We start from the raw sequence: 25,848 nt of genomic DNA on the forward strand, positions 1-25,848 counted from the left end.
TGGGCGGATGACCGACCAGACCCCGCAGGTGCGCCTGGAGCGCGCCAAAGAGGCCTCCCGTGCCACCGCTGCGCTCACGAGCGATGACAAGGCCCGGGCGCTCGAAGCGATCGCCGTGGCCCTCCTCGATGCCGCGCCGCGCATCATCGAGGCGAATGCTCAGGACATCGCCCGCGGACGCGAGGATGGCATCGGCGAGTCGCTCATCGACCGGTTGCGTCTCGATGAGACGCGGGTGGCTGCCCTCGCCGCCGCCGTGCGCGAAGTGGCCGCTCTCGCTGACCCGGTCGGCCGGGTGGTCGGCGGGCACCGCATGCCCAACGGCGTCGCCCTCGAGCAGGTGCGCGTGCCGTTCGGAGTGGTCGGAGCCATCTACGAGGCCCGGCCCAACGTGACGGTCGACATCGCCGCGCTCGCGCTGCGCTCCGGCAATGCCGTCGTGCTGCGCGGAGGGAGTGCCGCGCGCGAGTCGAACACGGTGCTCGTCGATGTCATGCGGCGGGCGGTGGAGAGCGTGGGACTCACGAGCGAGGCGATCCAGACCGTCGACGGCTTCGGCCGCGAGGGGGCGAAGGCTCTCATGCACGGCCGTGGCTTCATCGATGTACTGGTTCCGCGGGGGAGCGCCGGGCTCATCGAAGCGGTCGTCACGGAGTCCACCGTTCCCGTCATCGAGACCGGCGCGGGCAACGTCCACATCTTCCTCGACGAGACGGCCCCGGACGATTGGGCGAGCGATATCGTCGTGAACGCCAAGGTGCAGCGCCCGAGCGTGTGCAACGCGGTGGAGACCGTGCTGGTGCATCGGCAAGCGGCTCCGCGACTCATCCCGCTCGTGGCCAGTGCGCTGCAGAGCGAGGGCGTCGCGATTCACGGTGACGACATGGTCGCGGGCATGGTGTCGAACGTGATCCCTGCGGTCGAGGAGGACTGGGAGACCGAGTATCTGAGCCTCGACATCGCGATCAAGGTCGTCGACTCCCTCGACGAGGCCCTCGACCACATCCGTCGCTACAGCACGGGGCACACCGAGTCGATCATCACGACCGATTCGCGCAATGCGGAACGCTTTCTCGCCGAGGTGGACTCCGCCGTCGTCATGGTGAACACCTCGACGCGCTTCACCGACGGGGGCGAGTTCGGATTCGGTGCGGAGGTCGGCATCTCGACCCAGAAGCTGCACGCGCGGGGACCCATGGGGCTGTCCGAGCTGACCAGCACGAAATGGCTCGCGCGTGGGGCGGGGCAGACCCGCGGCTGAGGGCTAGACTGGGGGACGCTGTACCTCACAGGATCCCGAACAGCACGCCACGAAACGGAGTCAGGATGAACCTCGTCGCACAGATCGCGATGGCCGCTGCCGAAACCGAGCACCACGGCAACGTCGCGCTCGAAACGGTGATCTTCGGAGCCATCGCTGCGGTCGTGTTCGCCTTCCTCGGGCTGGTGACCTTCTCGTACAAGAACGTCGCCAACCGCCACTCGGCGAAGGCCGAGGCCTGGGCCGCGCAGCACGGCAAGGACGGCCACGAGGCGGGACACGGCCACTAGGCCCCCATGAACGACGCTGCGACCACGCGCCCCCCGCGCATCGGCGTGATGGGCGGTACGTTCGACCCCATCCACCACGGCCACCTGGTCGCAGCCAGCGAGGTCGCGAACTCCTTCGGACTCGACGAGGTCGTCTTCGTGCCGACCGGCCACCCGTGGCAGAAGTCGGGCGTCTCACCCAGCGAGCATCGCTACCTCATGACGGTGATCGCCACCGCCTCGAATCCGCAGTTCACGGTGAGCCGGGTCGACATCGACCGCGAGGGGCCCACCTACACGATCGACACCCTGCGTGACCTGAAGCGCGATCGACCCGATGCCGACCTCTTCTTCATCACCGGAGCCGACGCCGTAGCGCAAATTCTCAGTTGGAGGGACCATGATGAGTTGTGGGAGTTGGCCCACTTCGTCGCGGTCTCACGCCCGGGACATGTCCTGAGCACAGACGGCCTCCCGAGCGACAACGTCAGTCAACTGGAAGTGCCGGCGCTGTCGATCTCGTCGACGGACTGCCGTGAACGCGTTCGCGACGATCAGCCGGTCTGGTATCTGGTCCCCGATGGGGTCGTTCAGTACATCGCGAAGCATCATCTGTATCGGAGCAAGGCATGAGTACATCGGATCAGCAGGAGCAGGGTCCGCTGACGCGAAAGCAGCTGCGGGAGATCCGACTGACGGGTTCGACCCCGGTCATCTCCAGCGAGGAGGCCGCTGCGGCGGCTGAGGCGGCACCACCCGCGCCGCCGCTGCCCCGTGCTGCCGAACCTGCGGAGGTCGCACCGGCGCCTGTCATCGGCGATGAGAGCGGTGACGCTCCGTTGACTCGTCGCCAGGCGCGCGAGCTGGAGAAGGTCCGCACGGCTTCCGTGCCCGTCATCCCCGCCGAGGGAGCAGCAGACGGTGCCGACGAGGAGGAGGCCGCGCACGCTCCCGAGCAGTCGACGGTCGAAGCGTCTCCCGTCGACACCCCCGCGGAGAACGGCTCGCACTCCACGAACTCCACCAGGAACGAAGAGCCCGGCGACGCCGACGACGATGATGTCGACGACGAGGTCGCCGTCGCGCCCGTGCGTGCAGCCGTCGTCGCGGACTCCGTGGGCGATGTGCCGCTGGACGCTGTCGAAGAGCCCGCAGTGCAGCCCATGGACGAAGACGACGTCGCTTCTGTTCTCGGCCTTCCGCCCGAACTCGAGGGCGACGCCGATGACGCCGATGATGTTCTCGCCGACGTGGGTGACACCGATGACGACGACGTGACCGACGAGCGCCCCACCGTCAACCCCGCTTTCGGAGAGGGCATCCTCGCTGATGCGCCCGACCCGCACGCGCCCTTCCGCCCGTCGTTCGACGAGTTGCTCACCGTGGGTGACTCGACCGGCTCGCAGCACTCCGCGCCGAATGCGCTGATCTTCACGCCGTCCCCGGGCGAAGGATCGCTCTCGGGGCCCGTCGCCTCCACGGGCGAGATCCTCGTCACCGGGTCTTACGAACTGCCACAGGGCATGGGCTCGCAGGGTCATGCTCTCGGAACCACCGACGGCAAGGATGTCGACGCCGTTCTCATCGACGGCGAACTTCCCCCCGCGTCGTCGCCTACGCCGATCGCCGCCAGCTCGGCGGTCAGCACCATCAAGCCCGCCGGCGAGGTGATCCGTCCGCCGGCGCCCGAGAAGGGCAACCGGTTGATGATCACCCTGGCGATCGTCGCCGGAGGCCTCGCCCTCGCTGTCGGTGTCGTCGTCATCATCGCCATCACCACGAATGTGTTCTGATGCAATCACCTGAAACTGCCGAAGAGATGCTGCGTCTCGCTGCCCGTGCCGCCATCGACAAGGGCGGTGAAGATCTCGTCGCACTGAACGTCTCCGAGCCTCTTCCGCTCGTCGACATCTTCCTGTTGGTCACCGGAAACAGTGAGCGCAACGTCGCCGCGATCGCCGACGAGATCGAGGACCGCCTGATCGAGTCGGGACACAAGCGCGTGCGGCGCGAGGGACGTGCAGAGGCCCGTTGGGTGCTGCTCGACTTCGGCGACCTGATCGTGCACGTGTTCCACCAGGAGGAGCGCGTCTACTACGGTCTCGAGCGCCTCTGGAAGGACTGCCCCGTCGTTCCGATCGACGTGGCAGAGCCGGCCACCACCGACCCGAGCTGACATGCCGACGCACCTGATCACCGGTGCGGGTTCCGGCATCGGCGCAGTCCTCGCACGCCGTCTGCTGGACCGTGGCGATGACGTGGCGGTGCTGGCCCGAGACGCCGGACGCGCCAGACAGATCGCAGAGAGCCTTCCGGGGGCATCCGTCCTGGTCGCAGATCTGGCTCAGCCCGGTCGTCTGTCGTGGGCGCTGTCGAAGCAGCACCTGCCCGACCGGATCGATTCGCTCGTCCATGTCGCCGGCGTGGTCGATCTCGGTGACGTCGCAGACCTCGCTCCCGCGCTCTGGGAACAGCAGTTGGCCGTGAACCTGGTGGCTCCTGCCGAGCTCACGCGTCTTCTTCTGCCCGTCCTGCGCGTATCGCAGGGACAGGTCGTGTTCGTGAACTCGGGGGCGGGACTGCGTGCCAACGCCGGATGGTCGGCCTATGCGGCATCGAAGCACGGTCTCAGAGCTCTTGCCGATGCCCTCCGTGCTGAAGAGACGTCGCACGGCGTGCGGGTGACGTCGATCTATCCCGGTCGCACGGCCACTCCGATGCAGGAGCGCGTGCACCAGCAGGAGGGGCAGGACTACGACGCGGGTCGTTTCATCACACCCGACGCCGTCGTCACGACCATCCTCACCGCTCTCGATCTTCCGCGCGACGCGGAGATCACCGACCTCACGGTGCGCCCGGGTCGCTGATCCGGCCTCGTCGTATCAGACGGTCAGGCGGTCACACGCGTCCGGCGTGCGAGCATGCCGCGCTCCGCGCGCGTCTGCGGCGGAATCGCGGACAGCAGCGACTGCGTATAGGGATGCTCGGGGTGGCGGTAAACGTCTTCCGTCTCCCCGATCTCGACCATGTTCCCCAGGTACATGACCGCCACGCGATCGGCGATGTGGCGCACGAGGGACAGGTCGTGCGCGATGAAGACGATCGACATGCCCAGCCGTTCGCGCAGGTCGCACAGCAGGTCGATGATCTGTGCGCGGATCGACACGTCGAGCGCCGAGACGGGCTCGTCGCACACCAGAACGTCCGGATCGAGCGCGAGCGCCCTGGCGATGCCGATGCGCTGGCGCTGGCCGCCCGAGAACTGGTGCGGGAAGCGCGACCCCATCTCGGCGGTGAGGCCGACGAGATCGAGCAGCTCGGCGACGCGCTCACGTCGCGTCGCCGGCGTTCCCGAGTGGGTCGCGGCGAGCGGTTCGGAGATGATCTGCTGCACGGTCATCCGCGGGTTCAACGACATGTACGGGTCCTGGAAGACCATCTGCACGCCGCGACGCAGGATCTTCCGGTCGCGGAGCCGACCGCGCGTCACGTCCTGATCGCGGTAGCGCAGGGTGCCAGCATCGGGTGAGTCGAGTCCGACCAGCATCCGCGCCAGCGTCGACTTGCCGCTGCCCGATTCGCCGACGATCGCCAGGATCTCGCCCTGGCGGAGCTCGAGATCGACACCCGCGACGGCGGCGACTCGGTGCGCTCGTCGCCCGCTTCCGGAACGGAACGTGCGCTTCAGGCCGCGACCTTCGAGGATGGGCGCCGTCCCGTCGTTCTCCGCGGCTGCGCTCACATCTCGCGGCATGGAGTTCAGCAGACGGATCGTGTAAGCGTGTTGCGGCTTCGTGAGCACCTCGTCGGCGGACCCTGACTCCACGATTCGGCCAGAGCGCATGACGGCGACCTGATCGGCGACCTCCATCACCACGCCCAGATCATGCGTGATGAGCAGGATTCCCATGCCCAGCCGGTCGCGCAGGGACAGCAGCAGGTCGAGGATCTGCGCCTGCACCGTCACATCGAGCGCGGTGGTCGGCTCATCCGCGATGATGAGATCAGGATCCAGCGCGATCGCCATGGCGATCAGGATGCGCTGGCGCTGACCGCCGGAGAACTGGTGCGGATAGTCGTGCACACGCTTGTCGGGGGTGGGGATACCGACGAGGGTCAGCAGCTCGACCGCGCGCGCTTCGGCGGCGCGGCGGCCGATGCTGCGATGTGCGCGGATGAGATCGATGATCTGGTCGCCGATGCTGAGGACCGGATTCAACGCGGAGAGGGCGTCCTGCATGACCAGGCTGACGCGCACGCCTCGCAGGCGTCGATGCTGCTCGGGGGAGAGGGCGAGAAGGTCGGTTCCGCTCAGTGACATCGTCGCCGCCTCGACGTCTCCTTCGTCGATCAGACCCATGATCGCGCGGGCGGTCATCGACTTGCCCGAGCCTGATTCGCCGAGCAGCGCGAAGACTTCGCCGCGGCGAACGGCGAGATCGATGCCGTCGACCACGCGGTTGCGGCGTCCATCGCCGGTGAGGGTGACGGTGAGTCCCTTGACGTCCAGGACCACGGCGTTCTGGGGGTCGGATGTGTTCTCCATGGATGCCATCATGCCAGCTTCTCGGTTCTGAATTGTTTCGAAAAGGAAACATTTCAGCCGAAGATAATCACAACAGTTGACTTCTGCGCCGAAATCCTCCAGATTCGAGGAATCTCCCGCTCGTCGACCGGGAGTGGCACCCGCATCATCGAACCGAAGGAGCGCATCCGTGCTCGAACAAGCTGGCCGGTACACCGGCTACACCGCGTACGACTACCTCGAAGCAGGCAAGGACTACCGCGAATTCCGCTACGCCAAGCAGATCGGCCGCGTGCCCGCCTACGATCTCGGACTGAGCGACGCGCAGCAGGAGCGCACGGAGCGTCTGCTCCGCGAGGAGACCGTGATCTCCCTGCACGAGCACGTCCAGGTCTTCCCCGAAGACATGGGCGAGCTTCGCGACCACATCCGCCAGGGCCGGGAACCCACCGGCTACCAGGGCCTCGCGCGCTCGGGTCTGACCGCGGTGTTCGACAACGGCATGGACGGAACCTGCTGCATCTCGAGCGATGCCGGGTGGAAGTACCAGGACGTGCTGTTCGACCTCGGTGTGCGCATGGCCGACCTCGCGCATCAGGACTTCGTGATCAAGGCCGAGTCGATCAAGGACATCCGCCACGCCGCCGAGACCGGTCGCGTCGCGCACATCTTCGCTCTCGAAGCCGCCACGATGATCGAGAACGAGGTCGACCGTCTCGACGTGCTGTACGGCTTCGGCGTGCGCCAGATGGGCATCGCCTACTCCGAGGCGAACATGCTCGGCGGCGGTCTCAAGGAGCGCGGCGACGGCGGGCTGACCTACTTCGGCGAGCGCGCGGTCGAGCGGATGAACAAGCTCGGCATCGCGATCGACATCTCGCACTCGGGTGACCAGACGTGTCTGGATGTGATCGCGCATTCGACCAAGCCCGTGTTCATCACGCATGCCGGCGCACGTGGTCTGTGGCCGACCAACCGCATGAAGACGGACGAGACGATCATCGAGTGCGCCAAGCGCGGCGGAGTGATCGGTATCGAGGCGGCTCCGCACACGACCATCTCGCCTCAGCACCCGAAGCACTCCCTGGAATCGGTCATGGACCACTTCCAGTACTGCGTGGACCTGGTGGGACTCGAGCACGTCAGCTTCGGTCCTGACACGCTGTTCGGCGATCACGTCGGCCTGCACGACGCGTTCTCGTCGAACCTGTCGCTCGGGCAGGCACATGCGAACGTCGATTACGAGAAGCAGCCGTACGTCGACGGCATCGAGAACCCGGCCGAGGCCTTCTACAACATCATCGGCTGGCTCGTGAAGCACGACTACTCCGACGACGAGATTCGCGCCGTCGTCGGAGGGAACACCATGCGCGTACTCGAGGAGGTCTGGGTCTGATGAAGTACAGCAAGTTCCTCGCTCTCGGTGCGGCCGCGGTTCTCGCCGTCGGTCTCACCGCGTGCGCCCCGTCCGCGCCGGAACCGGGGGAGTCATCCGGCTCCACCGGCCCCAGCGACGAGACGATCAGCATCGGCACGACGACAGATGTCGTGAACTTCAATCCGGTCCTCGGCAACAGCCGCACGGACTCGTGGATCACGAACCTGATGTATCCGCATCTGCTGAGCATCAGCGACGACGGCACCAAGGAAGCCCACGTGGCCACCGACTGGGGCTACGTGGACGACACCACCGGCTTCTACGAGATCCGCGACGATCTCACCTGGAGCGATGGTGAGCCCCTCACCGCCGAGGACGTCGCCTGGACGCTGAACGCCGTCAAGCGCGATCAGGCCCCCGGCACGTTCTACGGGCAGCTGGGCAACCTCGACACCGCGACCGCGGTGTCGGAGACCCGCGTCGAGCTCGCCCTCACCCAGCCCGACTCCTCGATCGTCGAAGAGATCGGCTTCTGGGGCGTCGTCGTTCCGAAGCACGTGTTCGAGCCGCAGGGGTCGATCGCCGAGTTCGCGAACGACGGCAGCGCCGGAGGCTGGGTGGGCATGGGGCCGTTCATCATGAGCGACTTCCAGGTCGGCCAGCACTACACGCTGAAGCGCGTCGAGGACTACCCGCTCGTCAAGGGCGGCGTCCCGGGACCCGCCGAGGTCGTGTACCGCGTATACCCGGACGTGAACACCGAGATCCTGGCGCTGCAGAGCGGCGAGATCGATGTGATCGCGAACGCGCTGCCACCCGCACAGGTCGAGCAGCTCAGCAGCACCGACGGCCTCCAGGTCATCGAGGCGCCCGGGCTCGGCTACGCGCACCTGGTCTACAACATGGACAAGCCCGACCTCGCGAAGACCGAGGTGCGACAGGCTCTGGCCCATGCGGTCGACTATGACGCGATCCGCACCGTCGTACTGCAGGGGCAGGCCGTCTCGACAGGTTCCAGCGCTCTGATGCCGGTGCTCGCGAAGTACTACGACAAGTCGGTGAAGGAGTACGAGTTCGATCCCGAGAAGTCGCGCTCCCTCATGGAGAAAGCCGGTTACGCGGCAGACGCGAACGGGAACTTCCCCGTCTCGTTCCGGCTGATCTACTCGCTGCAGGACAGCGTGACAAGCCAATGGGCGCAGATGGTGAAGGACAGCGCGGCCGAGGCCGGCATCACGATCGAGCTGCAGGGCACCGAGCGCAACACGTACCTCTCGATGACCAGCGAGGGCGACTACGACATCTTCGCGGGCAACTTCGCCATCATGGACGATCCGGTGACGAACTTCTCGCTGTCGTACCTTCCCGGCGGTGCGATCAACTACACCCATGTCGACGACGCCGACCTGAACGCGCTGATCGAGGAGGGCATGGTCACGTTCGACCAGGACGAGAAGATCTCGATCATGCGCGAGGCGAACAAGATCGTGCACGAGCAGGTCTACGACAACATCATGTACACGCAGAACCTGTTCTTCGCGGCCAGCGACGAATGGGCCGGCTTCATCTCGAAGCCGAGCGAGCTGCTCTCGATCGTGAACCCGCTCTCGCTCGCGAGCGCGCACCCGGTCGAGTAACAACCACTGAAATCTCGAGGAAGGTCGCCCGGGTGTCCCGAGCATCGTTCATTCTCCGTCGCGTGGGTCGAGGTCTGCTCACGATCTGGTTCGCCGTGACCGTGACGTTCCTGCTCCTGCGTCTGCTTCCCGGCGACCCGGCCCTGGCGCTGGCGAGTCCGAACATGACGGACGACATCCGGGCGACCATCCTCGAGCAGTACGGGCTGGACCAGCCCCTGATCGTGCAGTACGGGCTCTACATGTGGCAGCTGCTGCAGGGCAACCTCGGCATCTCGTTCACGCAGTCGATCCCGGTCACCGATGTCCTCATGCAGCGGCTGCCGTGGACCCTTCTCCTGACGATCACGGCACTGGTGCTCACGATCCTCATCGGCGTTCCACTCGGGGTCGCGGCCGCATCCCACAAGGGGCGCTTCATCGACAGGGCGGTGCAGGTGGTCGGCGTGACGGGGCAGTCCCTGTTCGTCCCGAGCGTCGCCATCCTCCTGCTCTTCGTGTTCGGGTTGAACCTCGGATGGTTCCCGATCGGAGGTGCTTACACCAACAACACCTACGGCTTCGAGTGGTACCTCAGCGTCGCGCAGCACCTCGTCCTCCCGGCGGTGTCGCTCATGCTCATCCAGGTCGGCTCCTACGTGCTCACGATGCGTTCGACGCTGATCGAGACGCTCGGCGAGGACTACATCCTCCTGGCGAAGGCGAACGGCATCCGCGGCGGCCGCATCCTCTGGAAGCACGCCCTGCGCAACGCCCTGCTCCCCACCACGACCCTGATCGGCCTGCAACTCGGATTCCTGGTCGGCGGTGCAGTGCTCACCGAGACCGTGTTCGCCTATCCGGGCATCGGGCGCGGGATCTACGAGGCCGTCACACAGCTCGACTTCCCGGTGCTGCAGGGCGCCTTCCTCATGCTCGCCATCACTGTCGTGGTCGCCAACACGATCACCGACATCATCTACGGCTACCTGGACCCGAGAGTGAAGACCTCATGACCGCTCCGATGCCCGCTTCAGAGACCCTCGCTCCGAGCGAGCCGACCGCCGCCGGCAGCGAGCGGGCGAGCGCGCACACCTGGCGCGCTTTCCGCCGGGACCCGCTCGGCATGATCTCGCTCGGCTTGTTGATCCTGCTGGTGATCGTGGCTCTCGCGGCGCCGCTGATCGCGCCCTATCCCGCCAGTTACGGACCGGACGTCCTGCGTCCGCCGAGCGGCGACCACTGGTTCGGTACCGACGCATTGGGCCGCGATGTCTTCTCCGAGGTGATCTGGGGAACGCAGCAGAGTGTGCTCGTCGCGGTGGCTGCCTCGCTGATCGCGATCGTCTTCGGCACGATCATCGCTGTGCTCGGCGCCTACTTCCGCAAGCTCGACAGCTTCATCAGCGTGATCGTCGACATGACGCTCTCGCTGCCGGTGCTCCCGCTCATGATCCTGATCGCCGCGCTCGTGGGGCCGAGCACGTCGACGATCATCTTCGTGGTCGCCGCGTTCTCCTGGCCGGAGGTCACCCGTCTCGTGCGCTCGCAGGCGCTGACCGTGGTCGGGCTGCCCTATGTCGACGCCTCGCGCCTGATGACCACCTCTCCGGTCTGGATCATCACGAAACACGTCCTCCCCGCCGTCACGCCGGTGGTCGTGGTGTCCGTGGTCGTGACGGCCTCGCGGGCCGTGCTCTCGGCCGCCGGACTCGCCTTCCTCGGCCTCGGCGACCCGACGACCTGGTCCTGGGGTCGCATCCTCTACGAGGCGCAGCAGGCCGGCGCGATGGTCAGTGCCTGGTGGCTGACGCTCTTCCCCTCGATCGCGATCCTCATCCTGGTGCTGTCCGCGACCCTGTTGTCGATCGCCTACAACGATGCGCGCAACCCGCGCCACCTCGCCCGATAGGAGCCGGATATGACCGAGTTCGACCAGCGGCTCGCGCCCGAGTTCTTCGATCGCGTGCAGGCCCGTGTCCGCGACCGGATGGGGGCGCAGGGCTTCGACGCCTTCCTCACCGACCATCCGGAGGACATCGCGTACCTCACCGGCTTCTTCCACCACCCTTCCGAGCGTCCGGTGGCGATCTGGATCGAGGCGAACGGCAGGGTGGTGATGCTGCTGCCCGAACTGGAACGCGAGTACGCGGAATCACAGTCCGCGAGGGCGGAACTGGTGGCGTTCTTCGAGTTCCCCGGAGTCGTTGCACCGTTCGAGGCTCTGGCTCGCGCGGTCTCGGCGCGGGGACGGGTCGGGTTCGCGTCATCCATGCCGTTCTCCCGTCTCTCGGCGGTGAGGGAGGCGATGCCCGGAGCCGATCTCGTCGCCTCGGACCTGTTGACCCGCGCCCGCTTCGTGAAGTTCCCCGAGGAGGTGACCCTGCACCGCGAGGCCGCCCGCGTGACGGATCGGATGCTCGAGGCCGGGGTCTCGCTGGTGGTCGAGGCCGTCGCGGCCGGGGGAGAGCTCCCCACCGAGGCCGAGCTCGAACGTCACGTCACGGCGACCGGTACCGGCATCATGTACGCAGAGCACCGCAACGTGGTGGTGGCCTCCCTGCTCGCCGGCGGGCTGGTCTACTCCGGCACGAACTCCGCCTTCCCGCACGGGCTCCCCTCGGTGAACCGCCTCAAAGCCGGCGACACCTTCATGCTGTCGTTGGGCTGCGCGGTGGGCGGTCGCTTCATCGAGGGCGAGCGCACCTTCGTGCTGGGCGAGCCCACGGCGGAGCAGCGGCGCTACCACGACACGATCCACGCGGCGCAGCAGCTCGGGCGTGAGACCATCCGCGCCGGGCTCGAGTGTCGCGAAGCCAACCGCCTCTGTCTCGACGTGATCCGCGGTGCCGGACTCGGCGCGTTCATCCGGCATCGTCAAGGACACGGCATCGGTCTCGGCATGCACGAGGCGCCCTGGCTGGAAGACGGCGATGCGACGCTGCTGGAGGTGGGCATGGTCGTCTCGAACGAGCCGGGCATCTACGTCCCACGGCACGCGGGGTACCGCATCAGCGACAGCATGCTCGTGACGGACACCGGCGCCGAACCTCTGACCACCTTCCCCCGCAGTCTCGACGACTGCATCATCGCGCTCTGACGCCCCGGAATCCGAGAGAGAAGAGAACATGACATCGACACCGCCGGTATCGCCGGAGTTCGCCGCAGCCACCAGCACCCACGAGTGGGTCGAGATCAACGGCAACCACCTGGCCGTCGAGGTGCTCGGTCCCGAGGGGGCGCCCGTCATCATCACCCACCACGGTGCTCCTGGTCTCGGTTCCCGTGCGGAACCGCGTGCCAGCTTCGGGCGCCTGGCCGATGAGTACCGCGTCGTGGTGTTCGATGCGCGCGGGAGCGGCCAGAGCGACGGGGAAGGCGTCTACAGCCACGAGCAGTGGGCGGCGGACATCGATGGTCTGCGGGAATGGATCGGCGCCGAGAAGATCGTGATGGCGGGTGGCTCGTACGGCGGCTTCATGGCCATGGAGTACGCGCTGCGATACCCGGAGCGGGTGGCGGCCATCGTGCTGCGCGACACGTCGCCGGACAACTCCAACGCCCACCTGGCTCGCGAGAACGCGCTCGCCTCCGATCGCGTGACGATCGACATGGAGAAGTTCGATCGCATCGACGTGGGACAGGTCCACGACGACGAAGACCTCAAGGACTGCTGGCGCGAGATCCTGCCGCTGTACGACTTCGTCTACGATCCGGAGGCGACCGAGCGCAAGGTGCAGGCCACGCCGTACCGCTACCGCGCGCACAACTACGCCTTCTCGGTGAACCTCCCGAATTATGACCTCAAGCCACGGCTGCACGAGATCGGTGTGCCGACACTCATCACCGTGGGCCGGACGGACTGGATCACGCCAGTATCGTGTAGCCAGACGATCGCCGATCTCATCCCGGACTCCGAGATGGTGGTGTTCGAGAAATCGGGGCACTCCCCGCAGATCGAGGAGGCAGAGGCGTGGACGAAGACCGTGCGCACGTTCCTGCACCGGGTGTACCCGCCGACCCGATGAGCAGTGTTCACCTGACGAGAGAAGTGAACGACCTCGACCGACGGATCGTCGTAGCGCTGCAGCAGGACGGGCGCGCAAGCTGGACATCGATCGCGGAGTTCGCCGGAGCATCGGTCTCGACCGTCACGCGACGCGGCCAGCAGCTGCTGGCGGAAGGACTGGTGCGTGTAGGGATCGTGCCGACCCTGGGCAGCGAAGGGCACGTGGAGACCTTCTTCGTGCGCATCAACTGCACACCGGGGTCGCAGTTGAGTGTCGCGCAGGCGCTGATCGGCTCGCCCTACGTGCGGTTCGTGACCTTGGTGACCGGCAAGTTCGACGTGTTCGCCGAGGTCGTCATCCCGGGCGACTCCGCGACGTATGCGCATGTCCTCACCGATCTGCAGGCGATCCCGGGCGTCGAACGGTGGCGCAGCGACCTGGTCGTGCACACGTACAAGGTGAGCTTCGACTGGGGGCGGCAGCTCTACGACGCCCATGCCGAGGCTAGAAGCGACCCGCAGTCGTACATGCCCGCGCCGAACACTTGCGATCCCACGCACTTCGATGACGCGGACCGGGCCATCGTCGAAGAGCTGCGTCACAACGGCCGTGCGTCGTTCCAGTCGATCGGCGACACGCTCGACATGAACGAGAGCAGCGTGCGCCGTCGCTACGAGCGGATGCGCAACGCCGGATGCCTGACCACCGTGACCATGGTGCCGGCATCGGCACTGGGGATGAGTGCCGAGACATTGTTGATCCTGCGGGTAGAACCGTCGCGGATCGCCTCCGTCGCCCAGACGCTCGCCCATCACGTGTCGGTACGATTCCTCGCCGCGGCGTTGGAGGAGAACTCGCTCTATTGCGAGATCATCCTTCCGAGTACCGAGACCCTGCACGACTTCCTCACCGGGACCATCGCGCACCTCAAGGGAGTTCGCGGATGGAATGCGGCGATGGAGCTCGTCTTCATGAAGCGCGGCTTCATCGAGACGCCGTGGTGGCGGGCCCAGGTGGCCTCGGCAGGGGCTGTGGACACCGCGTCGTAGCCCCGGGTTTCCGTGACGGCACCCTCCGCGCGCAGTGTCAAGGGGCTTCCCGGGGCACCGTCCGTGGCGCACTCTCTATGGAGAGAGAGTCCTGGAGGGCCCCACATGTCTGAACTTCCGGATCCGCGTTTCATGCTGAATCGCATCACGGCGTCGGAGTGGGTGATCAACGACCTTCGATACTCGCCCAATGATCCGCGCCATGTCGTCGCGTGCGTGTACGAACTCGCCGAGACCGAGGTCGAGGTGACCTGGCTGCGCGATCTGCCGCTCGCCACACGATACGGAACCGTGTTCGAGGTGCTCGAGGACGTCGAGAGGATGCGCGGTTCGAGCAGGGCCACGCGGCCGATCTCCATTCCGCATCGGCCGCCGCTGATGGCGACCTAGTCGACTCCACCCGGTGCCGACAGCGAGTGCAGAAGCGCACCTCCTCGACCACCGAGGAGGTGCGCTTCATCCATGCGTGCCTGCGGCCGGCGCGCCAGCGATCGCCGGCCGGATCAGAGCAGCTGCAGATCGGTGACGCAGGTCCGATCGTCCGGTGAGATGGTCGACAGCGGCACGGCACCCGTGAGGCCTGCGCTCTCCACAGTCAGCGTGGCTTCGATACCCCGAGGAACCCAGATGCCGGTGAAGCCGTTGTCGTGGGTGCGGCGCGTCTCGTCGACGAGTACCGTCCCGTCGTCGGCGGTGAGGACGATTCGCATCTCGACGTCGGAGAGCTCGCCGATGCATGTCGTGAGGCTGTGGAAGTGGCACTCGTGAGTCTGATCGCGAAACGGTGCGACCGAGATGTACACCGCATCGTCGGGCATCGGCAGTCGACTCTCCCGGCCGCTCGTGTCACGCAGCAGGAGCGCGTCGGGTTCGACGGATGCGAGGAGATCGTCCGGGCGGTCCGCGACGGGCATCGCGTCGAGTCGTTCGATCACCTCGCCGACGTCGAGCCCCGCCAGGTCGTGCGCGGCGAGCAACTCCTGTGCCGACGCCACCGAGCCGACGTCGGCGGGGGAGACCGCGGGCGCGCACCCGGCGAGGGCGATGCCGGCGACGGCCAGCGCGGCGAGTCCAGCGGACAGCCTCCGTCGGGGCGCTGCGAAGGCGGCGGGCGTGGCGGAGGGGAGGGGATTGTTCATGGGGACTGTCCTTCGTACGAGGTGGGGTCGGTGCCGGGCGGGATGCGCCGGCACCGGCCCCGGAAACGGGATCAGAGGGCAGAGAGGAGGTCCTTCATCTCCTGGATCTCCTCGGTCTGCGCGTCGATGATCGTCTGGGCGAGTTCGATCGCTTCCGGATCGCTCCCGCCGTCGACCTCCGCCTGCGCCATCTCGACGGCTCCCTCGTGGTGCACGATCATCTGGTCGAGGAACAGGCGCGACGCTTCGGGACCGTCGGCGGAGCCGAGCGCGGCGAGGTCGTCGTCGCTCATCATCCCGTCGCCGTGGTCCATCCCGTTCGCGTCGCGGTCGTCGGAGCCGATGCCCCAGTCGTCCAGCCATCCCTCGAGCTGTTCGATCTCCGGGCCCTGCGCGGCCTTGATCCGCTCGGCGAGGGCGGTCACCGCGGGGTCGATCCCCTCCGCTTCGAGCACGATGTCGCTCATCTCGATCGCCTGCTCGTGGTGCACGATCATCATGGAGGCGAACATGACGTCGGCATCCTTGACGTCGGCATCGCTCATGCCGGCCGAGGGCGATGACGAGCCATGGTCCATGCCGGGCATGGATGCGTCGTCGGTATCGGGCGCGCAGCCGGACAGCAGCAGCACGGCGGACAGGGTGAGCGCGGCGGTCGCCGCAGCACGAATCTTCATGGGTGTTCTCCAAATACGCATAGTCGTCGCGCGCACGCCGGACGGCGATGCGCGAGGGTGAGAGGCCTGGAGCCGTGGCACGAGAGCGCGGGCTCGACGGCCGCTCAGGTGCGACTTATGCAGAGAACGTGCAGAGAAGGGGCGCGGGGGAGGGCCCGCGCGGCCAGGACCTCGAGAAGCGGCGAGCAGAGGAGCATCGCCGTCCAACCGCGAAGCACTCCAGGCGCGATGAGGAGCACGAGAGCGAGGAGGAGCGCGAGGACGCACATCATCGCCATGCCGGAGTGGGCATCGGTTCCACAGCCCACGCAGGACATCGCGTTCGTGCCGGACGGGCTTCCGGACGGGTGTGCCTGCGCCGGTGCAGACTCCTGTGCTGTGCCGTGGTGCGCGGATACCGGCTCGGACACGGTCATCGCCGCCGAAGTCGCCGCCGCCGGAGCATCGGCCGCTGCGGTGCCGTGCAGATTCAGGGTGTGCATCCCCAGCAGACCGAGGATGACCGCGGCGACGAGGAGCACGCCCGACAGCACGCCTCGGAAGACGCTCGATGAGCCCCTTCCGGACCGCGTCGCCGCCATGGGTGCCATGAGAGCAAGTCTAGGGGCGCGGGTGTCGGCATGCGGCGCGATGCCCGGCGGCAGTGGTGCGGTCAGACGTCTCTGTCGTCTTCGTCCTCTTCCGCCCCGGCAGCGACGCGGTCGGCTTCGGCGCTGTCGATGAGCGCGTCATCGACATCCGGATCCAGAACGCGCTCGCCGTCGACTTCCCTGGTCGGCACAGCGCCAGGGTCATCGTCATGCGGGATCGGCGGAACGGGGGGAATGATCGGGTTCGACATGATCGCATCCTTTCGTCGAGGTGCGTTCACGGTAGAAGGTGCAGGGGCTCGGCGGAATCGGGTTGACGCTCGTGGTCACGCGCGCTAGCGAGGTCGATTCCGCGCGGTCATCCGGCGGGGCGAGGGTGATAGACCGATTGGGCCTCTACAGCGGCGGTGGCGAAGTGACCGTCTCCATTGATGACGTGACCGCGAGCCAGGGTGAGTCCGGAGGCGCGACCCCGACCCTTGAGCACGGCTCCGCGCTGATCGGGATCGGGGTCACGGTGGCTCCCGCCGCCCACGAGTGCGACGTTCACCGCGGTGATATCGCCGAGGATCTGCGATCCATCGCCCAGCGTGGAAGCGCCGGCGAGGTCGATCCTCCCGATCAGACGCACCCGACTGCCGATCGCGATCACGGCATCGGGGCGATTCGCGAGGAGAGCCACCGCATGCGGGCCGAACTCGTTGTCGGCGCCGATGCTCACGCGTCCGCCGCTGGTCGCCTCGATGCGGGTGCCCTCGAAGAAGCGGTTGTCGTCGCCGATGCGCAGAGCGTCGGAGTCGGCGTCGACGCGTACGTTCGGCCCGAACACGTTGCCGGTCCCGATCCGGGCATGTGCGGAGAGGAGGGTGGAGAAGGGATCGAGGAAGACATTGAGGTCGTCCGCGATGAGTTGGCTCACCGTCAGATATCCCCGCGATGCGCGCACGCGATCCGCGTAGGCGAGTGGTGCTTCCGTCATCGGACCTCCTGATCGCTCCCGCGTTAAACGAAGAAAGCCCCCGGAGAACCGGGGGCTTTTTCTGTGGACCTGAGGGGACTCGAACCCCTGACCCCCTGCATGCCATGCAGGTGCGCTACCAGCTGCGCCACAGGCCCAGACGCTGTTCCGAACCAGCCGGAGCAACTTGAAAAGAGTACTACACGAATCGATGCGAGCACCAATCGGGGTGGGCATCCCGGGCGCGTCACCGCACGGGGCGCGGTGCGGAGGAACAAGCGCACGACGCCGGGCGTTGCAACCGGCGTGAGCATCCTCGACAGTCTGGTGATCGGCGCAGGGCAGGCCGGTCTCTCGGCATCCTTCCACCTCTCGAGGCTGGACATCTCGCACGTGGTCCTCGACGCCGACGAACAGCCCGGAGGTGCCTGGCAGCACCGATGGGACGCACTGACGATGCGCGACGTGCATGGCGTCGCCGAACTGCCCGGCGACACCCCGCCGCCCCGAGACGGCGCACGCGCGAACGAGGCCGTTCCCGCATACTTCGCCCGATACGAGAAGATGCACGAGCTGCCGGTGCTCCGCCCCGTGCACGTCGAGCACGTCGAGGACCAGGACGGCCTTCTCGTCGTGCGGGCACGTGAGGGGGAGTGGACGACCCGCACCCTCGTGAACGCGACCGGCACCTGGTCGCATCCGTTCCTCCCGCATTTCCCCGGCATGGAGACATTCGTCGGCGAGCAACTGCACACCGTCGACTACCCGGGGCCCGAGCACTTCGTCGGCAAACGGGTGCTCGTCGTGGGCGGGGGAGCGTCGGCCGTGCAATTTCTCGGTGCCCTGGCGCCGATCACCGACACGCTCTGGGTCACCCGCCGCGAACCGGTGTGGCGCGACGACGATTTCACCCCGGAGGCGGGAGCCGCAGCGGTCGCTCTCGTAGAGCAGCGCGTCGCCGCGGGTCTTCCCCCGGAAAGCGTGGTGAGCGTCACCGGGCTCATGCTCCGCCCCCAGGAGCGGGAGGCCGAGCGTCTGGGTGCGTACGCCGACCGTCGCCCGCTGTTCGAGCGGATCGAGCCCGACGGCGTGCGCTGGGCCGACGGCAGCTTCGAGCGGGTCGATGTCATCCTGTGGGCCACGGGATTCCGTCCCGCGATCGGTCACCTGGCTCCGCTGCACCTGCGCAGTGCCGCCGGCGGCATCCAGCTCGACCGGAGCGGCCGGGGTACGACAGCGGTCGTCGACCCCCGCGTGCAGCTGGTCGGCTACGGGCCGTCGGCGAGCACGATCGGTGCGAATCGGGCAGGCCGCTCAGCGGCGAAGGGCGTGCAGCGTGCCCTGCAGCCCGTAGCCGCGCAGGTCACCAGCGGTTGAGAACCTCTTCTGCGAAGCCCTCGATGCCGTCGACGTGCACCCGTGCTCCGCTGTCGTCACGCACCCAGCCGGTCCAGACACCGAACAGCTGATCGGTCCGGTTCGAGATGACCAGGGCGTTCGTGTGGGAGTGCTTGTCGTAGAACGGGGTGAACACGAGGTCGGCGCTGATCCCGTGAACGCGCCACGGACGCATGAAATGCTCGGAGTCGTAGTCCCACACGAGCTCTTCGCTGATCTTCGACAGCCGTCCGTCGACGAGCAGCGCGTTCTCGGTCGCGCCAGAGCCGTCGGTCCATTTCGACCCGAGCTGCAGCCCGATGGTGCGTCCGTCGACGGCACCGCCGGCGGCGGCCCAGTTCCAGCGCACACGATACGGCCAGCGTCCGCGTCCATGGTCCAGTACCGCCCAGCTGCCCGCGGGCACCTCGTGCGACAGCCCGTCCACCGTCACGGTCCCGGTGGTCGGACGCGCCACGTCCTTGACCGTGTACTGGAAACGGGGGATGTCGTCGCCCTGCCGCCACGGCACGACGACACCGAGCGACTCGTGCGCCTGCGGACGACCGGCCAGCAGATCGATCGACACGCGGGGAGCAGAGGCGCGCAGGCGGGTTCCGTCGAAGGTCTCGTCGATGTCGACGGTGATCCGTCGTGTGCGCGCTCGAGCCGGCCCCGCGCCGAGGGACGCCGGGAGCGTCGCACTGCGCCCTCCCGGAGAGATCACGGTGGTGCCGATGTCGTCACCGGTCGCGCGATCGAGCACCCACAACTCGTGCAGCGCCATGTAGTCGACGCACGAGACCGTGACGGCGACGATGTGCGACGGAGTCATCACGTTCCAGTACTCCCACCGCTTGTTGCGCCCCCAGTGTCCGCGGCCGGGGATCCCCGCTGTGTCGTGCACCGGCGTGCGCGACCAGCCGAGCGCCTCCCGGTTCAGGGCCCCTGCGGGCGTGGTGAGAGACACGTGCGCGGTGATCTCGCGCTCGATCAGCGGTGTGGGCATCGTCGTCCTGCTGTCGGGAGGGACACCGTCTCGGGTCGGCGTCGTTGCCCCGAGTGTAGAGGACCGGGTGCGCAGGATGCCGGACCCGGTGCAGAACCTGTGTTCGGGAGCAGATCGGCTCCTGGCTACGCTGAGGGCATGCTCCGCATCCTGCTCTTCGTCGTCTGGTTGCTGTTGTCGGCCTGGCTCATCGTCTGGGTCGGGGAGGGTCTGTTCGGCGTCGACCAGAGACAGTCGATCCTTCCGTTCTCGGGAGAGGACACGTTGGGTGCTCCGATCATCATCGGGGTCGCGTGGGGGCTGCTGCTGACCTTCGGTGGGATGCTCTCCGGTCTCGGGCGCCGCACGAGAGTGCACGGAGAGACGCAGATCGGAGTAGGCACGATCGTCGAGGTCGCACGCACCGGTCTCACCGTCAACGACGTGCCGCAATACGACCTGTTCATCCGGGTGACTCCGAGCACCGCAGAGGAGTTCATCGCCCAGCTGCGGATGCTGGTCGACGCCTCCGACCTCGCCGGCCTGCAAGTCGGGCTCCCGGTGCCTGTGCGGTACAGCCTCACAGACCAGGACACGGTGGAACTCGCCGACCTGAACGACCCCGCGGTGCGGGATGCGATGCTGCAGTGGCGGATCGAGCGGGGGCTGATCGACCCCCGGCAGGTGCGGGCGCGCACGAGCGGTATCGCGGTGACGGCATCCGTGCTCGAGGTGCGGCCCACGGGGCGGCGTCGTGAGGGGCAGAGCGAACTCGCCCTGCGCGTGCTGATGGCACCGGAGGGAGCGGCGACCTGGGAAGCGGACACCACCGTCTTCGTCTACCCGCAGGCCATTGCGCACCTGCAGGTCGGAGCGCCGATCTGGGCGTTCTATCGGCGTGAGGATCCGCAGACCGTCGCCGTGACGATCGAGAAGGAGGTGGGGCGATGAACCCGATGGACACGCTCATCTGGCTCGTGAACTTCCCGGCGTCGCACGGATACGCGATGGTGTTCATCGCCGGGTTCTCGATCCTCGGACTGTTCGCGCTCTCGGCACGCGGCGCCGTGCCCGGTGGGGAACTGCGGGCCATACGCGAGCGGGAGGGACTGCTGCGGCCGGATCAGCGCCCGCGCGGCGGGGTCGGGGGAGGGATCGCGCGCATCGGCGCGCGCATCCTCGCGTTCCTCATGCTCGCCTGCCTGGTGATCGGTATCCTCAGTCTCACCGGCGTGCCCGTCACCCGTGCGTACATCTACGACAACGGACGGCCGACGGCAGCGACACTGAACGGCGACTGGGTGACGTTCACCACGGCCGAAGGGGTCGAGTACACGCTGGAGAGCAACTTCTTCACCCCCGCTGTGTATCCCGACCGTGACGCCTACATCCCCGGCGGTCAACTGATCGTCGTGCGCTACCTTCCGGACCATCCGCAGGCGTTCGTTGTCGACAGCGATCAGACCCCGCGCTGAGTGCGGAGGGGGCGCGTAGGGTGAAGGCATGTCGCGAATCATCGTCTTCGGCGGCCACGGCCGCATCGCCCTCCTGCTTGCGCCGCTCCTCGTCGCCCGGGGAGACGAGGTGACGGGGGTGATCCGCAACCCGGACCACTCCTCCGATGTCGAGGCCGGCGGAGCGAAAGCACTGATAGCCGACGTCGAGAACATGGATGTCGAAGCGCTCGCCGAGATCATCCGTGGTCATGACGCCGTCGTCTGGTCGGCCGGCGCTGGTGGCGGATCGGCGGAGCGCACCTACGCGGTCGACCGCGACGCCGCGCAGCGTTCCATGGACGCAGCCGAACGCGCGAGCGTCCGCCGGTACGTCATGGTGTCGTGGCTCGGCTCCACCGCCGATCACGGTGTACCGGAGGGCGACTCCTTCTTCCCCTACGCCGACGCGAAGTGGGCCGCCGACGAGCATCTGCGCGGCACCGGCCTCGAGGGTACGATCCTCGCGCCGGGCACGCTCACGTTCGACGATCCCACCGGGCGGATCCAGATCGATCCGGACGGGCGCGGCGCGGTGTCGCGCGCCGATGTCGCCGCCGTGATCGCGGCCTCCCTCCACGAGCCGTGCACGGTGGGGCGAACGATCCGCTTCGGAAACGGCGACGTCGATTCCGCGGCGCCGATCGCCGAGGCGCTGGCCTGCTGACGTCCGCCGCACCGCATCGACGACCGTGAAGTCTCGACACCGGGGATGGGCGGCGGGCGCTTTCGCGCTCGCCGCGGCGGTGGGGCTCTGCGCGTCCTCGACCGCCTCGGCATCGGTCGCGCCCTCGATGTCGTCTCTGACCTCCCGGGGCCCGGAGACCGCCGCGCCGAGCATCGGGGCGGAGAGATTCGTCGAATCGGCGGAGGCACGAGTACGGGAGATGACCGTCGCGGAACGAGCGTCGACGGTGGTCATGGGACACGTGGCGGGAACCGACCCGGCAGCGCTTCGCGCGTACATGGCGTCCGGGGTGGGTGGTTTCATCCTCATGGGTGCCAACATTCCCGCCTCCGAAACCGAGCTGCAGGCTCTCACCACAGCTCTGACCGTCGACCCCGCCCTGCCACCGCTCATCGCGGTGGATCAAGAGGGCGGCCTGGTCTCCCGCCTGAACGGTGACGGCTTTCCTGCCTCGCCTTCTCTGAAGGGGCTCCCGGTCGCCGAGACTTCCGCGGCGTTCACCGCACGGGGCTCTCTGGTGGGGCGAGCAGGCATCACCGTGAACTTCGGAACGGTCGCCGACTACACGGCCGACCCCGGCTCGTTCATCCACGGACGCGCACTCGGCACCGATCCTGCGGGGGCGGCGGAGCGCGTGGCGGCGGCAACCATCGCGCAGGAGCAGTTCGTCGCCTCGACCCTCAAGCACTTCCCAGGCCACGGCGCGGCTCCCGGCGACTCGCATCACGCGATCCCGACCACGGCGATGGGGCTAGAGGAATGGCGCGCCACCGTCGCCGTTCCGTTCGCCGCGGGTATCGACGCCGGGGCCTCGCTCCTGATGTACGGGCATCTGGCATACACGGCGATCGATCCGCTGCCGGCATCGCTCTCGCCGCGGTGGCATGAGATCGCACGAGACGAACTCGGCTTCGACGGGGTGGCGGTGACCGACGATCTCGGCATGTTGCTCTCATCGGGAGATCCGGCCTATGCGGATCCGGTCGCGAACGGTGTGGCGGCGATCGCTGCGGGGAACGACCTCGTGCTGATGATCGCCGGATCCGACGCGCAGACGGCCGGAGCGATGGTCGCGGGCATCGCGGCGTCAGCCGAGGCAGGAACCCTTCCGCCCGAGCGGCTCGAGGAAGCGGCGACGCGTGTGGTCGCGTTGCGTATGCAGATCGCCGCGGCGACGGCCCGGTGGGTGGTCTGCGACGACTGCGAGCCGGCGGGCTGACGCTCAGGCGGCCTCGCGCGCCCCGTCGCCGAGCCAGGCGTTCAACAGCGCGGTGCGCAGCGAGGAACCGCGGTCCGCGAACCCTCGCTGCCGGCGGACGTACTCGGCTTTTCCCTCGGTCGTCTCGATGCGGACGGGAGCCACGTCCCATGCCGAGAGGTCGTAGGGTGCGGCCTGCATGTCGAGGAGGCGGATGTCGCGGGCGAGCTCGAACGAATCCAGGAGGAGCTCGCCGGGGATGAGGGGCCCGAGTTTCGTCGCCCACTTGTAGAGGTCCATCCCCGCGTGCAGGCAACCGGGCTGCTCGAACGACGGCTGGTCGTCGCGGCTCAACGGCGTGCGGTTGCGGGGGACCGCCTCGGGGGTGAAGAAGCGGAACGCGTCGAAATGGGTGCAGCGCAGCTCGTGATCCTCGACGACGGCATCCGTGCCGGCCTGCCCGAGTCGCAACGGCACCGCGTGGCGATGCTCGTCTGCGCGATACACCATCGCCCACTCGTGCAGGCCGAAGCAGCCGAACTGTCCGGGGCGAGACGCGGTGCGGCGCAGCATCTTCTCGATGAGCCCCACCAGCTCCGCCTTCTCCCTGCCGAAAGCTGCGGCATCGGGAACAGCGCTCCCGGCAGTCCGTCCTGGAGAGTACCAGCGCCAGTCGAGGCGTTCTGCGGCGTCGACGAGTTCGACGCCGGCCCCCGGATGCCACCGACGTAGTTGTGCCGGCTTGTAGGAGTAATAGGTGAAGAGGAAGTCCCACACCGGATGCTTCTCCGCGCGCCTCGCCCGTTCGCGGTGCGCCGCGGTGAGGGCGTCGGCGCGTTCGCGATGCGCTTCCTCGCGGAGGGTCCAGTCCGAGCGGGCGATGTTCATATCAGCGCAGGATGCCGGCTTCGCCGAGCAGGTCGCGAAGGCCGGCGCCGTCCTCGGCACTCACCCACGGGGCGGCATCCTCGGAGTGCGGTTCGTGACCGGCGCGTCCACCGGCGAGCACCGCCTCGGCAGGGAGGAGACGACGGATCGCGACACCGGCGACGGAGTCGGGGTACTCGTCCATGAACTGGCTGTAGATCGACTCGTCGTGCTGACCGTCGTCTCCGATCAGCAGCCACTTCACGTCGGGGAACTCCGTCGCGAGGCGACGCAGGTTCGTGAGCTTGTGCTCACGCCCGCTGCGGAACCACCGCTCGTGGGTGGGACCCCAGTCGGTCAGGAGCATGGAGCCGGCCGGGAAGAGATGACGACCGAGGAACCGCCACAGGGTGGGGGCGACATTCCACGCGCCGGTGGAGAGGTAGACCATCGGCGCGCCGGGATGCTGCCGCAGCAGCTGGTCGAGGAGGACGGCCATCCCCGGAACCGGAAGGCGCGCATGCTCGTCGAGCACGAAGGAGTTCCAGAAGGCGATGAAGGGACGAGGCAGCGCCGTCACCATCACGGTGTCGTCGACATCCGACACCACGCCGAACGAGGTGCCCTCGGCCACGATGAACGCGCGCGCCTCCACCGGCGCCTGTCCCTCGACGGAGAACGTGAACGTCTGCCAGCCGGGCTCCAGGTCGACGCGGATCATGGCATCGACCACGCCGCCGCGGTCGGCCGCCACCTGATGAGTGGTCTCACCGAAATGCACGCTCACAGCGGCGAACCCCACCGGGATGCCGACGAAGCTGCGCCATCCGCGCACACTGGCGGGTTCACCGTCACGCGTGCGACGCTGAGGTGGCACGATCAGCACCCGGCCGACGACGCGGACCCAGCCCGGACCGCCGTATCCGGGGAAGGGAAGGATCGTCGCGACACGGCCACGACGGCGCGCACGACCTTCACGCCAGACATGGAGGCGATGTTCGAGTCGGGCGAACCAGTGGATCCGGGGGGCTGGGGGAGCCGATGCCATTGCCTCAGTCTTTCATGTCGGCGTCTGCCTCTGCCTCCGGGGACTCCAGATGACGGGCTTCGACACGCTGCAGCACCTTCTTGCCGAGGAAGGCCAGGAGCAGGAACAGCGCGATCACACCGACGAAGATGTACCCCGCGAAGTGCACACGGTCGACCAGTTCGCGGAAGCTGCCGGCGGCGAGCGATGTGACGCTCACATAGGCGGTGGCCCAGAGGATGCAGGCGGGAGCCGTCCACGCCAGGAACTTGCGATATGGATACTCGCTCATGCCCACGGTGAGAGGCACGAGAGAGTGCAGCACGGGCAGGAAACGGGACAGGAAGATCGCGATCCCCCCACGGCGTTCGAGATAGTTCTCCGCGCGTACCCAGTTGTGCTCACCGATCCGCCGTCCCAGCCAGGAGACGCGGATGTGGGGGCCCAGCCAGCGCCCCAGCCAGAACCCGATGCTCTCGCCGATCAGCGCACCGATCACGACCGCGACGCCCATCGCGATGCCCTCGAGGGGAGTGGCGACACCCATCGAGGCGATGATCACGATCGTGTCACCGGGAACGATGAGACCGATCAGGATGCTCGTCTCCAGCATCACGGCGAGCCCGGCGATGAGCGTGCGGGCGACCGGATCGATCGACTGCACGGTGTCGAGGAGCCAGATCAGGAGGTCGTCCACCCCATGAGGATACGGGAGCCACCCGGTCCTAGGCTGGAAAG

Annotated in this window: 29 protein-coding genes and 1 tRNA gene; 19 read left to right on the forward strand and 11 right to left on the reverse strand. The window is 67.5% G+C overall.

Going from position 1 to position 25,848, the window contains the following annotated elements:
* The first annotated feature begins 7 nt into the window (after positions 1 to 7).
* The 6 genes from ACIQLD_RS00930 (at position 8) to ACIQLD_RS00955 (ending at position 4,397) form a co-directional block, all read left to right on the forward strand.
* A complete protein-coding gene (locus ACIQLD_RS00930) occupies positions 8 to 1,261 on the forward strand; it encodes a glutamate-5-semialdehyde dehydrogenase (RefSeq protein WP_402603987.1) in 1,254 nt (417 codons plus the stop codon).
* Between the two features lie 65 nt (positions 1,262 to 1,326).
* Positions 1,327 to 1,551, forward strand: a complete 225-nt coding sequence (locus ACIQLD_RS00935) for a hypothetical protein (protein WP_021198522.1) — start codon at positions 1,327 to 1,329, stop codon at positions 1,549 to 1,551.
* 6 nt (positions 1,552 to 1,557) lie between these two features.
* Entirely contained in the window at positions 1,558 to 2,163 is a 606-nt protein-coding gene (gene nadD / locus ACIQLD_RS00940; RefSeq protein WP_021198523.1) for a nicotinate-nucleotide adenylyltransferase, read from the forward strand.
* Positions 2,160 to 3,323, forward strand: a complete 1,164-nt coding sequence (locus ACIQLD_RS00945; protein ID WP_402603991.1) for a hypothetical protein — start codon at positions 2,160 to 2,162, stop codon at positions 3,321 to 3,323. The genes nadD and ACIQLD_RS00945 overlap by 4 nt, the downstream gene beginning before the upstream one ends.
* Positions 3,323 to 3,706 (forward strand): ribosome silencing factor, encoded by a 384-nt coding sequence (gene rsfS / locus ACIQLD_RS00950; RefSeq protein ID WP_402603993.1) that lies wholly within the window; start codon positions 3,323 to 3,325, stop codon positions 3,704 to 3,706. Before ACIQLD_RS00945 ends, rsfS begins: the two co-directional genes overlap by 1 nt.
* 1 nt (position 3,707) lies before the next feature.
* The gene (locus tag ACIQLD_RS00955) at positions 3,708 to 4,397 is read left to right on the forward strand and encodes an SDR family oxidoreductase (protein WP_402603996.1); all 690 of its coding nucleotides are present in this window, start codon (positions 3,708 to 3,710) and stop codon (positions 4,395 to 4,397) included.
* Between the two features lie 23 nt (positions 4,398 to 4,420).
* Here the strand turns inward: ACIQLD_RS00955 and ACIQLD_RS00960 are convergent, their stop codons facing one another.
* Positions 4,421 to 6,076 carry a dipeptide ABC transporter ATP-binding protein gene (locus ACIQLD_RS00960; RefSeq protein WP_402603998.1) on the reverse strand — a complete coding sequence of 552 codons (1,656 nt, stop codon included), beginning with the start codon at positions 6,074 to 6,076 and terminating at the stop codon, positions 4,421 to 4,423.
* 169 nt (positions 6,077 to 6,245) lie between these two features.
* Between ACIQLD_RS00960 and ACIQLD_RS00965 the strand changes: the two genes are divergently transcribed.
* From ACIQLD_RS00965 to ACIQLD_RS01000, 8 genes are all read left to right on the forward strand, one after another.
* The gene (locus tag ACIQLD_RS00965; protein WP_402604000.1) at positions 6,246 to 7,451 is read left to right on the forward strand and encodes a dipeptidase; all 1,206 of its coding nucleotides are present in this window, start codon (positions 6,246 to 6,248) and stop codon (positions 7,449 to 7,451) included.
* Positions 7,451 to 9,070, forward strand: a complete 1,620-nt coding sequence (locus ACIQLD_RS00970) for an ABC transporter substrate-binding protein (protein WP_402604003.1) — start codon at positions 7,451 to 7,453, stop codon at positions 9,068 to 9,070. Before ACIQLD_RS00965 ends, ACIQLD_RS00970 begins: the two co-directional genes overlap by 1 nt.
* Before the next feature lie 32 nt (positions 9,071 to 9,102).
* On the forward strand, positions 9,103 to 10,065 hold the full coding sequence (locus ACIQLD_RS00975) for an ABC transporter permease (RefSeq protein ID WP_402604005.1): 963 nt from the start codon (positions 9,103 to 9,105) through the stop codon (positions 10,063 to 10,065).
* Positions 10,062 to 10,961 carry an ABC transporter permease gene (locus ACIQLD_RS00980; RefSeq protein ID WP_021198531.1) on the forward strand — a complete coding sequence of 300 codons (900 nt, stop codon included), beginning with the start codon at positions 10,062 to 10,064 and terminating at the stop codon, positions 10,959 to 10,961. The genes ACIQLD_RS00975 and ACIQLD_RS00980 overlap by 4 nt, the downstream gene beginning before the upstream one ends.
* Positions 10,962 to 10,970: 9 nt before the next feature.
* Positions 10,971 to 12,149: a M24 family metallopeptidase gene (locus ACIQLD_RS00985; RefSeq protein ID WP_402604007.1), complete on the forward strand. Its 1,179-nt coding sequence runs from the start codon at positions 10,971 to 10,973 to the stop codon at positions 12,147 to 12,149.
* Positions 12,150 to 12,177: 28 nt separating this feature from the next.
* Complete coding sequence (locus ACIQLD_RS00990; protein ID WP_021198533.1) at positions 12,178 to 13,077, forward strand: alpha/beta fold hydrolase; 900 nt, start codon at positions 12,178 to 12,180, stop codon at positions 13,075 to 13,077.
* 23 nt (positions 13,078 to 13,100) lie between these two features.
* The gene (locus ACIQLD_RS00995; RefSeq protein WP_402604010.1) at positions 13,101 to 14,108 is read left to right on the forward strand and encodes an Lrp/AsnC family transcriptional regulator; all 1,008 of its coding nucleotides are present in this window, start codon (positions 13,101 to 13,103) and stop codon (positions 14,106 to 14,108) included.
* 105 nt (positions 14,109 to 14,213) lie between these two features.
* Positions 14,214 to 14,498, forward strand: a complete 285-nt coding sequence (locus ACIQLD_RS01000) for a hypothetical protein (protein ID WP_267414980.1) — start codon at positions 14,214 to 14,216, stop codon at positions 14,496 to 14,498.
* A gap of 113 nt (positions 14,499 to 14,611) precedes the next feature.
* Here the strand turns inward: ACIQLD_RS01000 and ACIQLD_RS01005 are convergent, their stop codons facing one another.
* The 6 genes from ACIQLD_RS01005 to ACIQLD_RS01030 form a co-directional block, all read right to left on the reverse strand.
* A complete protein-coding gene (locus ACIQLD_RS01005) occupies positions 14,612 to 15,247 on the reverse strand; it encodes a CueP family metal-binding protein (RefSeq protein ID WP_402604013.1) in 636 nt (211 codons plus the stop codon).
* Positions 15,248 to 15,318: 71 nt separating this feature from the next.
* A complete protein-coding gene (locus tag ACIQLD_RS01010; RefSeq protein WP_402604016.1) occupies positions 15,319 to 15,924 on the reverse strand; it encodes a DUF305 domain-containing protein in 606 nt (201 codons plus the stop codon).
* 104 nt (positions 15,925 to 16,028) lie between these two features.
* A complete protein-coding gene (locus tag ACIQLD_RS01015) occupies positions 16,029 to 16,514 on the reverse strand; it encodes a hypothetical protein (protein WP_402604018.1) in 486 nt (161 codons plus the stop codon).
* Positions 16,515 to 16,576: 62 nt separating this feature from the next.
* Positions 16,577 to 16,765: a hypothetical protein gene (locus ACIQLD_RS01020; RefSeq protein WP_402604020.1), complete on the reverse strand. Its 189-nt coding sequence runs from the start codon at positions 16,763 to 16,765 to the stop codon at positions 16,577 to 16,579.
* 107 nt (positions 16,766 to 16,872) lie between these two features.
* A complete protein-coding gene (locus tag ACIQLD_RS01025) occupies positions 16,873 to 17,493 on the reverse strand; it encodes a hypothetical protein (protein ID WP_402604022.1) in 621 nt (206 codons plus the stop codon).
* 64 nt (positions 17,494 to 17,557) lie between these two features.
* Positions 17,558 to 17,630: transfer RNA gene (locus ACIQLD_RS01030), tRNA-Ala, on the reverse strand.
* A gap of 148 nt (positions 17,631 to 17,778) precedes the next feature.
* Between ACIQLD_RS01030 and ACIQLD_RS01035 the strand changes: the two genes are divergently transcribed.
* Positions 17,779 to 18,849 (forward strand): NAD(P)-binding domain-containing protein, encoded by a 1,071-nt coding sequence (locus ACIQLD_RS01035; protein ID WP_402604024.1) that lies wholly within the window; start codon positions 17,779 to 17,781, stop codon positions 18,847 to 18,849.
* On the opposite strand, the gene ACIQLD_RS01040 is transcribed toward ACIQLD_RS01035, so the two are convergent.
* Positions 18,836 to 19,858 carry a DUF2804 domain-containing protein gene (locus ACIQLD_RS01040; protein WP_402604027.1) on the reverse strand — a complete coding sequence of 341 codons (1,023 nt, stop codon included), beginning with the start codon at positions 19,856 to 19,858 and terminating at the stop codon, positions 18,836 to 18,838. The genes ACIQLD_RS01035 and ACIQLD_RS01040 overlap by 14 nt on opposite strands.
* A 138-nt stretch (positions 19,859 to 19,996) precedes the next feature.
* On the opposite strand from ACIQLD_RS01040, the gene ACIQLD_RS01045 reads away from it, so the two are divergent.
* From ACIQLD_RS01045 to ACIQLD_RS01060, 4 genes are read left to right on the forward strand one after another with little or no spacing between them, the layout of a single operon-like run.
* Positions 19,997 to 20,788, forward strand: coding sequence for a hypothetical protein (locus ACIQLD_RS01045; RefSeq protein ID WP_402604029.1), 792 nt, complete (start codon positions 19,997 to 19,999; stop codon positions 20,786 to 20,788).
* On the forward strand, positions 20,785 to 21,312 hold the full coding sequence (locus ACIQLD_RS01050) for a hypothetical protein (RefSeq protein ID WP_402604032.1): 528 nt from the start codon (positions 20,785 to 20,787) through the stop codon (positions 21,310 to 21,312). Before ACIQLD_RS01045 ends, ACIQLD_RS01050 begins: the two co-directional genes overlap by 4 nt.
* 28 nt (positions 21,313 to 21,340) lie before the next feature.
* Positions 21,341 to 21,997: an SDR family oxidoreductase gene (locus tag ACIQLD_RS01055; RefSeq protein ID WP_402604034.1), complete on the forward strand. Its 657-nt coding sequence runs from the start codon at positions 21,341 to 21,343 to the stop codon at positions 21,995 to 21,997.
* A 25-nt stretch (positions 21,998 to 22,022) separates the two neighbouring features.
* Positions 22,023 to 23,237 (forward strand): glycoside hydrolase family 3 N-terminal domain-containing protein, encoded by a 1,215-nt coding sequence (locus tag ACIQLD_RS01060; protein WP_402604037.1) that lies wholly within the window; start codon positions 22,023 to 22,025, stop codon positions 23,235 to 23,237.
* 3 nt (positions 23,238 to 23,240) lie between these two features.
* Here ACIQLD_RS01060 and ACIQLD_RS01065 read toward each other — a convergent pair whose 3' ends face one another.
* Genes ACIQLD_RS01065 through ACIQLD_RS01075 form a run of 3 tightly spaced genes read right to left on the reverse strand, consistent with a single transcriptional unit; the run spans position 23,241 to position 25,807 of the window.
* A complete protein-coding gene (locus ACIQLD_RS01065; RefSeq protein WP_402604039.1) occupies positions 23,241 to 24,104 on the reverse strand; it encodes a 3-methyladenine DNA glycosylase in 864 nt (287 codons plus the stop codon).
* A gap of 1 nt (position 24,105) precedes the next feature.
* Positions 24,106 to 25,131: an App1 family protein gene (locus tag ACIQLD_RS01070; protein ID WP_402604042.1), complete on the reverse strand. Its 1,026-nt coding sequence runs from the start codon at positions 25,129 to 25,131 to the stop codon at positions 24,106 to 24,108.
* Positions 25,132 to 25,135: 4 nt separating this feature from the next.
* Positions 25,136 to 25,807: a DedA family protein gene (locus tag ACIQLD_RS01075; RefSeq protein ID WP_402604044.1), complete on the reverse strand. Its 672-nt coding sequence runs from the start codon at positions 25,805 to 25,807 to the stop codon at positions 25,136 to 25,138.
* Between the last annotated feature and the right edge of the window lie 41 nt (positions 25,808 to 25,848).

Origin of the sequence: Microbacterium sp. NPDC091662 (assembly GCF_044756705.1) — a bacterium.
Taxonomy (GTDB): Bacteria; Actinomycetota; Actinomycetes; order Actinomycetales; family Microbacteriaceae; genus Microbacterium.

Coding starts and splice junctions, on each gene's coding strand:
- nadD (WP_021198523.1), top strand. CDS start 1,558: ATGAACGACGCTGCGACCACGCGCCCCCCGCGCATCGGCGTGATGGGC.
- ACIQLD_RS01045 (WP_402604029.1), top strand. CDS start 19,997: ATGCTCCGCATCCTGCTCTTCGTCGTCTGGTTGCTGTTGTCGGCCTGG.
- ACIQLD_RS00935 (WP_021198522.1), top strand. CDS start 1,327: ATGAACCTCGTCGCACAGATCGCGATGGCCGCTGCCGAAACCGAGCAC.
- ACIQLD_RS00970 (WP_402604003.1), top strand. CDS start 7,451: ATGAAGTACAGCAAGTTCCTCGCTCTCGGTGCGGCCGCGGTTCTCGCC.
- ACIQLD_RS00930 (WP_402603987.1), top strand. CDS start 8: ATGACCGACCAGACCCCGCAGGTGCGCCTGGAGCGCGCCAAAGAGGCC.
- ACIQLD_RS01065 (WP_402604039.1), bottom strand. CDS start 24,104: ATGAACATCGCCCGCTCGGACTGGACCCTCCGCGAGGAAGCGCATCGC.
- ACIQLD_RS01055 (WP_402604034.1), top strand. CDS start 21,341: ATGTCGCGAATCATCGTCTTCGGCGGCCACGGCCGCATCGCCCTCCTG.
- ACIQLD_RS00960 (WP_402603998.1), bottom strand. CDS start 6,076: ATGGAGAACACATCCGACCCCCAGAACGCCGTGGTCCTGGACGTCAAG.
- ACIQLD_RS01015 (WP_402604018.1), bottom strand. CDS start 16,514: ATGGCACCCATGGCGGCGACGCGGTCCGGAAGGGGCTCATCGAGCGTC.
- ACIQLD_RS00985 (WP_402604007.1), top strand. CDS start 10,971: ATGACCGAGTTCGACCAGCGGCTCGCGCCCGAGTTCTTCGATCGCGTG.
- ACIQLD_RS01020 (WP_402604020.1), bottom strand. CDS start 16,765: ATGTCGAACCCGATCATTCCCCCCGTTCCGCCGATCCCGCATGACGAT.
- ACIQLD_RS01000 (WP_267414980.1), top strand. CDS start 14,214: ATGTCTGAACTTCCGGATCCGCGTTTCATGCTGAATCGCATCACGGCG.
- ACIQLD_RS00945 (WP_402603991.1), top strand. CDS start 2,160: ATGAGTACATCGGATCAGCAGGAGCAGGGTCCGCTGACGCGAAAGCAG.
- ACIQLD_RS00980 (WP_021198531.1), top strand. CDS start 10,062: ATGACCGCTCCGATGCCCGCTTCAGAGACCCTCGCTCCGAGCGAGCCG.
- ACIQLD_RS01025 (WP_402604022.1), bottom strand. CDS start 17,493: ATGACGGAAGCACCACTCGCCTACGCGGATCGCGTGCGCGCATCGCGG.
- ACIQLD_RS00955 (WP_402603996.1), top strand. CDS start 3,708: ATGCCGACGCACCTGATCACCGGTGCGGGTTCCGGCATCGGCGCAGTC.
- ACIQLD_RS01070 (WP_402604042.1), bottom strand. CDS start 25,131: ATGGCATCGGCTCCCCCAGCCCCCCGGATCCACTGGTTCGCCCGACTC.
- ACIQLD_RS01005 (WP_402604013.1), bottom strand. CDS start 15,247: ATGAACAATCCCCTCCCCTCCGCCACGCCCGCCGCCTTCGCAGCGCCC.
- ACIQLD_RS01040 (WP_402604027.1), bottom strand. CDS start 19,858: ATGCCCACACCGCTGATCGAGCGCGAGATCACCGCGCACGTGTCTCTC.
- ACIQLD_RS01010 (WP_402604016.1), bottom strand. CDS start 15,924: ATGAAGATTCGTGCTGCGGCGACCGCCGCGCTCACCCTGTCCGCCGTG.
- ACIQLD_RS01050 (WP_402604032.1), top strand. CDS start 20,785: ATGAACCCGATGGACACGCTCATCTGGCTCGTGAACTTCCCGGCGTCG.
- rsfS (WP_402603993.1), top strand. CDS start 3,323: ATGCAATCACCTGAAACTGCCGAAGAGATGCTGCGTCTCGCTGCCCGT.
- ACIQLD_RS00990 (WP_021198533.1), top strand. CDS start 12,178: ATGACATCGACACCGCCGGTATCGCCGGAGTTCGCCGCAGCCACCAGC.